At 27.2% G+C, this 10,441-nt stretch carries 12 protein-coding genes; all 12 read left to right on the top strand.

Annotated elements, in window-relative coordinates; translation table 11 throughout:
• The coding region (locus tag L8X50_RS07940; protein WP_263660008.1) for a bacteriophage T4 gp5 trimerisation domain-containing protein at window positions 1-957 on the top strand (957 nt) is incomplete at its 5' end.
• 70 nt (window positions 958-1,027) lie between these two features.
• Complete coding sequence (locus tag L8X50_RS07945) at window positions 1,028-1,906, top strand: ankyrin repeat domain-containing protein (RefSeq protein ID WP_263660007.1); 879 nt, start codon at window positions 1,028-1,030, stop codon at window positions 1,904-1,906.
• Between the two features lie 10 nt (window positions 1,907-1,916).
• On the top strand, window positions 1,917-2,210 hold the full coding sequence (locus L8X50_RS07950; RefSeq protein ID WP_195672374.1) for a hypothetical protein: 294 nt from the start codon (window positions 1,917-1,919) through the stop codon (window positions 2,208-2,210).
• A 28-nt stretch (window positions 2,211-2,238) separates the two neighbouring features.
• Window positions 2,239-3,117, top strand: coding sequence for an ankyrin repeat domain-containing protein (locus L8X50_RS07955; RefSeq protein ID WP_263660862.1), 879 nt, complete (start codon window positions 2,239-2,241; stop codon window positions 3,115-3,117).
• 26 nt (window positions 3,118-3,143) lie between these two features.
• Window positions 3,144-4,706 carry a putative toxin gene (locus L8X50_RS07960; protein ID WP_263660863.1) on the top strand — a complete coding sequence of 521 codons (1,563 nt, stop codon included), beginning with the start codon at window positions 3,144-3,146 and terminating at the stop codon, window positions 4,704-4,706.
• Window positions 4,707-4,736: 30 nt separating this feature from the next.
• Window positions 4,737-5,816, top strand: coding sequence for an AAA family ATPase (locus tag L8X50_RS07965; protein ID WP_263660864.1), 1,080 nt, complete (start codon window positions 4,737-4,739; stop codon window positions 5,814-5,816).
• Window positions 5,816-6,499, top strand: a complete 684-nt coding sequence (locus L8X50_RS07970) for a DUF4276 family protein (RefSeq protein ID WP_263660865.1) — start codon at window positions 5,816-5,818, stop codon at window positions 6,497-6,499. The genes L8X50_RS07965 and L8X50_RS07970 overlap by 1 nt, the downstream gene beginning before the upstream one ends.
• Window positions 6,496-7,746 carry a hypothetical protein gene (locus tag L8X50_RS07975; protein WP_263660866.1) on the top strand — a complete coding sequence of 417 codons (1,251 nt, stop codon included), beginning with the start codon at window positions 6,496-6,498 and terminating at the stop codon, window positions 7,744-7,746. Before L8X50_RS07970 ends, L8X50_RS07975 begins: the two co-directional genes overlap by 4 nt.
• Window positions 7,739-8,770 (top strand): hypothetical protein, encoded by a 1,032-nt coding sequence (locus L8X50_RS07980; RefSeq protein WP_263660867.1) that lies wholly within the window; start codon window positions 7,739-7,741, stop codon window positions 8,768-8,770. The genes L8X50_RS07975 and L8X50_RS07980 overlap by 8 nt, the downstream gene beginning before the upstream one ends.
• A 3-nt stretch (window positions 8,771-8,773) precedes the next feature.
• Complete coding sequence (locus L8X50_RS07985) at window positions 8,774-9,418, top strand: PoNe immunity protein domain-containing protein (protein ID WP_220520021.1); 645 nt, start codon at window positions 8,774-8,776, stop codon at window positions 9,416-9,418.
• A 44-nt stretch (window positions 9,419-9,462) separates the two neighbouring features.
• Window positions 9,463-9,813: a DUF4299 domain-containing protein gene (locus L8X50_RS07990; protein ID WP_044598815.1), complete on the top strand. Its 351-nt coding sequence runs from the start codon at window positions 9,463-9,465 to the stop codon at window positions 9,811-9,813.
• Window positions 9,814-9,845: 32 nt separating this feature from the next.
• The coding region (locus L8X50_RS07995; RefSeq protein ID WP_263659999.1) for a hypothetical protein at window positions 9,846-10,441 on the top strand (596 nt) is incomplete at its 3' end.

Consider the following 10,441-nt stretch of genomic DNA (forward strand, 5'->3'; position numbering starts at 1 on the left):
ACTATGCCACAATATAACTACCCAAGATACAAAAGAGAAATCGCTGGACAAACACTAAATTATCTAAGTGCTATACCTATGTATAATAAAGGCTTAGATGAACTTAAACTACAAGAAAATACAGAATATAATCTAAATTATAAAAATGAACATTATCTAACTATCTCTAATTCTACTATAGGAAAAGATAATACCGATGCAAAAGCAAGAAATGAAATCACTTTAAAAAATGATATAGACAAGGAAGAATTTTACATTTTAGCACAAAAAGATTATAAAGAAGAAATAGGCAATAACTATGAGCAAACTATAAAAAATAACAAAACCTCAGAAGTAGGAGCTTTATATACTGAATTTATTACCTTAGGGCATATGCAAAATATCATAGGTTTTAAAAATGTCAATGTAGGTGCGCAGTATCTAGAAAATACCCTGCTTTCTAAAGATACTAATGTGGGTTTAAGTAATACTTTGAATGTAGGAATTAGTAATGAAGTCAATATCGGACAAAATCATGAAGAAAAAATAGGAAATGATAAAAGAGTAATCATCAACAATAACCTAGAGCAAGATATCAAAAATGATTTTATCCAAAGAATAGGACATAATAAAAATGAAACCATAAAAGGTTCTTATGTGCTTCAAACCAATCAAAGTATAAAATTTCACTCCAAAAAAGATCTAAGCATAGAAACAAATGAGTATTTCAAAGCTGAAGCTGATGATTCTATTAGTTTTAAAGCTAAAAATAATTGTTCCTTTACGGCTGATGAAATAAATACTTTAGCTAATAAAGAAAGCACTTTAATAGCACAAAAACGAATCATCTCTCAAGTAGGTGAAAATACCACCATCACACAAACAAAAGATAAGATTATACTTCAAGTAGGAAAAATGCAAGTAATTATAGATGATAAAGGTTTAAGGGTAAAAGGAGGTGATTTGAGAGCAGATTAAAAGCAATTTTTTTAAATTAAAACTAAAATCACAAAGAAACCCAATTTATAAAAAAACTAAAGGAAAAACAATGAAAACATTAGAAGAAATATTATCTTTAGAAGAAGATGTAGATAAATATGTAAAAAACTTATGTTTAGAATTTTATGATCTTGTAGAGGCTAACAAACTTGAAGAAGTTAAAGAATTTTTAAAAGATTATCCTGTGCCTGAAATATTTTTTGAAAAATGCTATACACCTTATTGGGATAGTGAAAACAAAAGAGCTATTATCGATCCTGTTATCGCTTTAGCTTGTGCAGGAATTGCTTATGATAAAAGTAAAAGTTTTGAAATGATGGAGTATTTTGAAAATTTAGGACTTAAAGCCAATGAAGTGTGCTTTGGATACAATGCACTTAGTAGGTATATTGATAGAGATGGAAAAAATAAAGAAGTAATAGAGTATTTTTTTAAAAAAGGATGCACATTTGAAACTTATAATGAAGAAAGCGGCAGCACTCCTTTACATGAATGGATATTATGCGGCGAAGAAGTGAAGTATTTAGAAGAAGCTTTAAAACTAGGAGCAAATCCTAATATGAGAGCCATTAAAACAGAAAGTGAATTTAGCTTTACTAATACAGGAGAAACCCTTTTGCATAGAGCTGCAGAATCTGATGAGAAACCTATAGGAGCTTGTGTGGAAGTGCTAATCAAATATGGAGCTGATGTAAATGCGGCTAATTGTTGTATAAGTGATATTGAAGATGGAAAAATTGAATATTATGATCCTGCTACTCCATTGGATAGAGCTAATACTTGCGATATAAATAAAAACATAAAAATCTTAAAAAAAGCAGGAGCTAAGACTTGGGAGGAATTGGTTGAAGAATACAATATCGATACAAGCTTAGAAGAACCAGAACAAATTAAAATGTATGAAGAAAGAAGAAAGAAGAAAAAATAAAGGAAAAACAATGGATTTTAATACCGATATTTTAGAAAGCTTAGATGATTTCAAAGCATTTTTAGACACAAAACCTAATAAAGAACTCCTAGAAGCAGTAAAAAATCATATAGATGATTTTATGGAAGGTGCATATAATAATTTAGATCCAGAAAACTACGAAGTTGCTTTTGAAGAAGATACTGGTATACCTTATGATGAAGCAGATGAGGATGAATTTAAGGATTGGTTTATTAAAAATGTGCTTTGTCATGATGATTTAAGTGAGATTTATAAAATACTAAAATCACTTGTTAAAGATTAAAACTCATTTTATAAAGAAAGGAAAAACAATGAAAACATTAGAAGAATTAATAAATTTTGAAGAAAATTCTTCAGAAGAATATTTAGAAGAATTATGTTTAGAATTTTATGATCTTGTAGAGGCTAACAAACTTGAAGAAGTTAAAGAATTTTTAAAAGATTATCCTGTGCCTGAAATATTTTTTGAAAAATGCTATACACCTTATTGGGATAGTGAAAACAAAAGAGCTATTATAGATACTGCTATCACTTTAGCTTGTGCAGGAATTGCTTATGATAAAAGTAAAAGTTTTGAAATGATGGAGTATTTTGAAAATTTAGGACTTAAAGCTGATGAAGTGTGCTTTGGATTTAATGCACTTAGTAGGTATATTGATAGAGATGGAAAAAATAAAGAAGTAATAGAGTATTTTTTTAAAAAAGGATGCACATTTGAAACTTATAATGAAGAAAGTGGCAGCACTCCTTTGCATGTTTGGATATTGTTTAATCATGCAAATTATTTAGAAGAAGCTTTAAAACTAGGAGCAAATCCTAATATGAGAAGTATTAAAACAAAAAATGAATTTAGTTTTAGCGATGCAGGAAAAACCCTTTTACATAGGGCTGCAGGAAGCAAAGAAAAACCTATAGGAGCTTGTGTGGAAGTGCTAATCAAATATGGAGCTGATGTGAATGCGGCTAATTGTGGTATAAGTGATATTGAAGATGGAAAAATCAGCTATTATAAACCTGCAACCCCATTAGATAGAGCTAATACTTGCGATATAAATAAAAACATAAAAATCTTAAAAAAAGCAGGAGCTAAGACTTGGGAAGAATTGGTTAAAGAATATGATATAGATACAAGCTTAGAAAGAATAGAACAAATTAAAATGTATGAAGAAAGAAGAAAGAAGAAAAATTAAGATAAAAAACAAAAAAGGATTTTTCATTGGAATTTAATGATGTGAAATTTAAAATCAAAGAATTTGAAAGTGTAGATATCATCAGTGGTTATTCTCTTGCCTTTTATTTGCCTAAAGAAGAGCATATGATAGGAGAAGAAAACAAGAATAAAAACCAAAAAACAAAAAAAGATGAATATCGCATCAATAAAAGCAAATCTTTAGAATATATACAAACAATCAATGAAGAAAAAGAAAAAGAAATTGAAAAACTTAAACTTCAAAGCAATGAAAAAATCAATGAAGAATTTGATAAATTAAAAGATGATGCTTTGCCTGCTAAAGGATATAAAAGAAAAGATTATGAATACGATGTATTTTATGATATTTATACAAGTGATGATAATATAAAAAATCATATAAGATCATTTTCAATAGATAATGGCGTGGCAACAGTAACAAAGGATTTCTTGAAAGAATTTTATGAAAAATCTTTCAAGAATGAATCTGGTTATAAATGGTGTCTTATACCTAGACTAATCTGTGATAAAGGAGAATCTAGTTTTGATCCTGTGCCTATTTTAAATAGCAGCTTTGTCATTTCAGAATTAAGCAATATCAAACAAAAAACCCTTACTTTTCAAAGAAAAATAGCCAATGTGGAACATCCAAGTCATTTTGCTTTACAAAGTCCTAAGGTTTTTAAAAGTATGCTTGAAAACGAACAAAGCTTTGCTTCTTATGGTGGTAAAGAAAAACAAATAAAAGATCTTTTAAAAAGCGCACAACATAAGCTTGAAACCATTAAAAAAGCAGATGGAATTTCTGAAGAAACTAAGGAAGATTTGCAGGAAAAACAAAAAGAAGAAGTTGAAAAATGCAAAGAATTAAAAAATAATAAGAAAAAAATTTCACCTAAACTCATAGGAGATACGGGAGAATATGTTGCTTCTTTGCTTTTTGGGAAAAGATCTACACGCTATTTAAGCAATCAAAGAAAACTAGATGCGAATTTTAACATTCATAGTTTTAATCATACTATACCTGATTTTTTAGTAAATATTAATGGTATTCCTAGTTTAGTCGAAGTTAAAAATGTCCAAGTTCAAAGTCTAACAGAACAAATAAGTTTTGAGTTAAAACTCGCTAGAGAATATGAGCTTGATTACATCTTTGTGTGTAATCATTATACACATTTAACAGAAAATGTAACAGGAAGTGTATTGACTCGTGAAGAACATGAAAAACTAGCACTCGATGGAAAAAAAGTAGGTGAGTTTAATAAAGAAACAAAAAGATTGAAAAAAACAAAGGTGGTAGAAATCCTAAATGAAAAGGATAAAGACAAGCAAAATTGGTCTGAAGTATCAAATATTCAAACTTCTCGTTTGAGAATTTTTTCAGAAAAAGGTGGAGATTGTGATGCAAGAAGTGGCTTTATCTACCATAGGCATTTACATAGAAGCATAAAAACTGCTTTTAAAGAAATATATCTACATCATATAAAAGGAGCAACACCTAATAAAATAGTAATAAAAAGATTAAATTTAAATAATGCAGAAGAATTAGAAGAAGTTTTTAATGAAAATAAAAACCTTCAAAAAAGTTAAAGAAGTTTTGTGAAAATCAAAAGGATATAAATGCTAAATAACATAACAATCAAAGGCTATAAATCTATAAAAGATTTATCCGAATTTGAACTTAAAAATTTAAATATCTTAATCGGTGCAAATGGTGCAGGTAAAAGTAATTTTATCTCGGTATTTAAAATGCTTAATGCATTGTTTAATAAAAATTTGCAATTTTATACACAAGATAAAGGACCTGATAGTTTTTTGTATTTTGGTAGAAAAGAAACAAATGAGATATATTTTAAATTTACTTTTGGTAAAAATAGTTATTATGCTACTTTAATTCCAACAAGTGAAAATAAACTTATGATATCAAAAGAATATATTTTCTTTGATGGAGATTATAAAAATTATGAAGAACTCATAGGAAGCAATCAATTAGAAAGCAATCTTTCAAAAATAATGGAGCAATCTTATTCTAAAAAAGTGGCACAACATGTTATAAGTGAAATTAAGAAATGGAAGCTTTATCATTTTCATGATACTGGAGATACATCTAAAATGAAAAGCATATGTGATGTAAATGATAATCTTATATTCAAAGAAGATGCACAAAATATAGCAGCTTATCTTAAAATGCTCCATGATAATCACAATAAACATTATGAACAAATTTTAACTACTATACAAGATATTGCTCCTTTTTTTGGGGGATTTATTTTTAGAAATAGTGATAATATACAATTAGAATGGTACCATAAAAACGATCCTGATACTCCTTTTAAAGCACATATGCTTTCTGATGGAACTTTAAGGTTTATATGCTTAGCTACTTTATTGCTTCAGCCTTTTAAGCTAATGTCAGGAACAATTATTATCGATGAGCCTGAATTAGGACTACATCCTTATGCGTTAAAAATTTTAAGCGAGATCATTAAAAGAGTAGCTCAAGAAAAACAACTCATTATTTCTTCTCAATCTGTAGAACTGATAAATCATTTTGAAGCACAAGATATTATAGTTGTAGATAAAGAAGGTGATCAATCTATTTTTACAAGAATGGACAATGAAAAACTACAAACTTGGCTTGAAGAATACACACTTGGAGAAATTTGGGCTAGTAATCTTATAGGTGGGAGACCAAAATAATGTCAGATATTATAAGATGCTATGTAATTTGCGAAGGACAAAGTGAAGAAAAATTTATCAATGAAACTTTAAGTCCGTATTTTCACAATGTCAAAATTTATCTCACTCCACTTACAATACCTACATCTAAAGGACACAAAGGCGGTGCGCTTTCGTATGATAGAGTGGTTGATTTTATCGTTAAAAAATTAAAACAAGATACACAAGCTTTCATGACAACTATGTTTGATTATTATGGATTAGATGATGAATTTTTAAAAGAAAATAAAGCTGATACTGATATATATGAATATATTGAAAAAATACAAAAAGATTTTGATGAAGCAATTAAACAAAAATGCGATACAAATAAATTTTTTAGCTATATACAACCACATGAATTTGAAAGTTTGCTTTTTAGTGATATTACAAAAATCATTGAAGCAGACGCTGAATGGGATGAAAAACTCATTTGCGAATTAGAATGTATTATCGAAAAATACAATAATCCAGAATTCATCAACAATAGCAAGGAAACAAGTCCGTCACACAGGCTAAAAAAGATTTTTTCTTCTCCTAGCTATAAAAAAGTTTTGCATGGTAGCAAGATCGCAAAAGAAATTGGTATAGACAACATAAGATTAAAATGTCAACACTTTAACAAATGGTGTGAAAAAATTGATGCTTTGAAAGCTTTTAAATGAAACAAACATTAAGTGCCAATCAGGTTAGCTTTCATCTTTTATCTAAAAAAACTTTTAGTGATGAAAAATATCTTAATGCTTGGAGTTTAAAAGGTAATCGTTTAAATGCCAAAGATTGGTTTGAATTTAAAAAAGCCAATGAAAATAATTTTTATAATAAACATTTAGAAAATACATTAAAAGCTATGCAAGAACTTAAAGCTTGTTTTAGTATTGATCAATTTGAGGGTATAAATCTACACAGTGAGGATGAATGGTTAAATTTTTTACCTTCAAATTATACTCAAATTTATAATCGTTTATGTAGGGATAAAAGCAAATACATTTTACATCGATACTATCAAAAGGATGAATTAAGTGAAATAGGAACTCTTAAAAACCTCTCCCCTAATTTACCTTTTTGGGATGAAAAAGGAGAAAATTTTTCTCAAAGCCAAATCAATACTTTTATAGAAAAAGATAATTTAGCACCCTACTTTAATAAATATGATATTTATTTTAATTCTTCATTATGCCTTACTTTTAATCTTAATGATGAAAATTTAAATTATCTAGTAAAAAATTATGAAGATAGACTTAATTATGGCTTTATCTCAAAAACTCAAGAACAACTTCAAAAAGAGTTAAATTTAAGCAAAGAAGACAAAATCATCTTAGAACTTGAAAATATTTTTTTAAGCCTTTGTAAGGGCATAAGTGCTGATTATGCTTTTATGGGTTTTTCTTATTTTTTTGTAGGGTATGATTATGTATTAAACTCTAAAAATAATACTTTAAAATCTTACCCTACTAATTATGATGAGTTAATTTATAAAAGAAGCTTTAAAGAGCATATTGAAGAATTTGCAAATAATTATTTTTTAAATTATTATTCTAAAGAACTTTTAAATGAACTTGATGATCAAGAATTAAACAAAGATAGACTTAATTATTATCTTGTTAATTACAACAAAATTCCAAAAAACACAGAAGAAGAAAATACACAAGGTATGCTTTCTAAGCAAAAAAATGTAAATATCAACTTTGTAAATTTTATAGACTATAAAGACTATGTTTATAACAATAAAGATGATTTTTGGGAGTTTTCAGCAGAAGAAAACTCTATACTTTGGGAAAAATTTCTAAGTAAAAACACCCTAAAACCCTTTCCTTTAAATTTTGATTGTTCTTTAGAAGAAAAATTTCTTTATGCTAAAGATGAGCAATTAAAAAGCATACTTCAAACCCACAAGGCTTTTTATGGCTAAAAAAAGAAAAATAACTCTTCCTAAAATAGAAGCTATTAATATAAGTCCTGATACTTCTTGTATGCATCCTATATTAGAAGATAATACTTTATTATGCATACATGGAGGTAAGGTTAAGTTAAAAGCAAAGAATGCTAAAAGAATAAAATCAGACAATGTTCCTATTATGCTTAATAACGAAATACAAGGAGCTAGTATAAGTGGATGTGTAAATCCACCTATGCTAGGAGGACCTTGTACTAAAGTAGCTTTAGTATTTGCTCATACTTATTCAAATCATAAAGTAAATCATAAACATTCTGTATTACAAATGGGTTTAATAGGGGTAAGTAATAAAGGTTATCCTATATTAGCTATACCTAAGAAAAATAAGATTAAATTTGCTTTAGCTAAAATACAAGCTAATCCTCTTGCTAAGATTAAATGGGACAAGATAAGATGGGAAGGGATAGGAGGTAAGCTAAAAGCAGCACAAAGAAGAAAACAAGTAAATAAACAACAAGTATTTTTAAAAGAAGTTCAAGCACAACAAAAAGAAGCTAAAAAAGTTTTAGCAAATATGGAAAAAAAGATACAAAAATTAAATGGCATTGATAAATTAAGCAATAAACAAAAAGGAAATTATGGCGAAGCTAAAATGCATTTGCATTATTTAAATCAAGGCTATAAAAGAATTAGCTTAAACAAAGTTCAAGGACTTGATGATAAAATTCATCAAGGAATTGATGGAATTTATTATAACCCCAATAAAAATCCAAAATATATCATCGCAGAAGCTAAGTTTGGAACAGGCAAGTTAAATAGAAATCAAAAAACCAAACAGATGAGTAATAGTTGGATATTAGAAGAGGACAAAAATAGACTTGGTGTTGCAGATGAAGAACATAGAGAAAAGATAAAAGAACTTCTTGAAAAAAATAGCAATGAAATCAGAAAAGATTTATTTCATGTTGATGAAGGAGGTAAAGAAACCATTCATTATTTAGATAAAGATGCAAATAAAATTAAAAAACCTAAAGGATAGAAAATGGTAAGAGATACTAAGAAAGATGAAGCGTATTTTACAAAACATATAATAAAGTGTGAAGAAGATATCAAGAAATCCGAAAAAATATTTTTAGAACTTCCTTTTGGAGATAGACAAACTTGTATTTTTTGTATAGAAGATAGAAAAAAATGTATTGCTTTAGATAAATACTCTCGTGGTGATGATATAAACATAGTTAAAAAAGATTTAGAAGCACTTATGCTATTAAAAGAAAAAAATCGTTTAGAAACAGGATTGGATATTGGCTATTACAGGGGAAATGCTATTGAACTTTGCGTTAGAGTATTATTAGATATGGATACTACTTGTTTGCTAGAATTAATAGAAGAAGATGAGAGAAAAAGAAGGGATATACTCAATAGAGATTGGTTTTTACATTTTATAGGTTCTAAGGGTAAGAAGTTAAATTTAGAACGCAAATGTGCTTGCAAAGAACATGAACTGATTAAAGAATTTATAGCCACACAAGATATTGAGTTTTTACATAAATATATGAAAAAACATACAAGGTTAAGGGATCCTTTAGATACCTGGGATCTTGAAGGTGCTGCAATTGTAAAACTAATGAATTTGGATAAAGAAGAATTTAAACAGTATAAATACTTTCCTTATGATTTAATATAAAATTTCTTAGTTATAATTTCATTTTATATTTAAGGAAAAAATTTATGAAAGATTTAAAACTTTTACAAAAGCGTTGGGAAGAAGCTTATGAGGCTATGCCTAAACTTTATGATGCATTAGACAAAACAATAGTAAATTTTACTCTTAGTGAAGATACAGATACTATTTTATTTAAAGAACCTTGGGAAAATTTTGAACTAGATGATGAAAATGAAGAAGTAGAATGGAGGTTAAGTTTTTTTAGTATTAGCGAAGATAAACCTCTAGGATATTTAGAATATAAAGAAGCTTTAGAAAAATTACAAGAATTTGCTTTAATACAATCAGAAGAAAGAATTTTAATTAGAGCTATAAATTTAAAAGAACTTAAAAATTTAAGATTGAAAGAACTATGATACTTCCTCAACCCATATTTTTAAATAAACTTATGCAATTTTTATCTAGTGAAAATTTAAATCTAAATAGTTTTAAAAAAGATATAGAAAACATAATCTCTAAAAAAGACTTACAAATTTTATTAGATTTAAATACAAAAATTATGGGTATTGCTAAAATAATTATTCAAGATAAAAAAGAAATTAATATACTGCTGCCACAATCTAATAAAGAGCATAAATTACAATATACACCTACAAAATTAGAAATTAAAAAAGATTTTGAAATTAAACTTGATAGCTTGGAAAATTGTAGCAACAAACAATTATTAGATATCATTAAACAAGAATATCCAAATAATATAGTAAAAGAACTAACTATTAATCTATCAAAAGAAAAAATAAAAATACTTTTCATTGTCAATGAAATACCAAAATTTTTAAAATCTATATACAAAGAATGTGATTTTAAAGATTACGGCTTAATGAACTATATCGAATTTGATAAAATTTTTAATCTTAAAATAGAAGATTTTAGATATTTTACGCTTGTTACACCCTTTGGGGCAAAAAAAATACAATTGTATTGGATAAATGAATATGAAAATCTTCAAGAAACACTCAATTGTATTTCAATCCCAATACCCCA

It is taken from the genome of Campylobacter sp. CNRCH_2013_0898h (assembly GCF_025772965.1).
Lineage (GTDB): Bacteria > Campylobacterota > Campylobacteria > Campylobacterales > Campylobacteraceae > Campylobacter_D > Campylobacter_D lari_D.

Coding starts and splice junctions, on each gene's coding strand:
- L8X50_RS07945 (WP_263660007.1), top strand. CDS start 1,028: ATGAAAACATTAGAAGAAATATTATCTTTAGAAGAAGATGTAGATAAA.
- L8X50_RS07950 (WP_195672374.1), top strand. CDS start 1,917: ATGGATTTTAATACCGATATTTTAGAAAGCTTAGATGATTTCAAAGCA.
- L8X50_RS07955 (WP_263660862.1), top strand. CDS start 2,239: ATGAAAACATTAGAAGAATTAATAAATTTTGAAGAAAATTCTTCAGAA.
- L8X50_RS07965 (WP_263660864.1), top strand. CDS start 4,737: ATGCTAAATAACATAACAATCAAAGGCTATAAATCTATAAAAGATTTA.
- L8X50_RS07970 (WP_263660865.1), top strand. CDS start 5,816: ATGTCAGATATTATAAGATGCTATGTAATTTGCGAAGGACAAAGTGAA.
- L8X50_RS07975 (WP_263660866.1), top strand. CDS start 6,496: ATGAAACAAACATTAAGTGCCAATCAGGTTAGCTTTCATCTTTTATCT.
- L8X50_RS07980 (WP_263660867.1), top strand. CDS start 7,739: ATGGCTAAAAAAAGAAAAATAACTCTTCCTAAAATAGAAGCTATTAAT.
- L8X50_RS07985 (WP_220520021.1), top strand. CDS start 8,774: ATGGTAAGAGATACTAAGAAAGATGAAGCGTATTTTACAAAACATATA.
- L8X50_RS07990 (WP_044598815.1), top strand. CDS start 9,463: ATGAAAGATTTAAAACTTTTACAAAAGCGTTGGGAAGAAGCTTATGAG.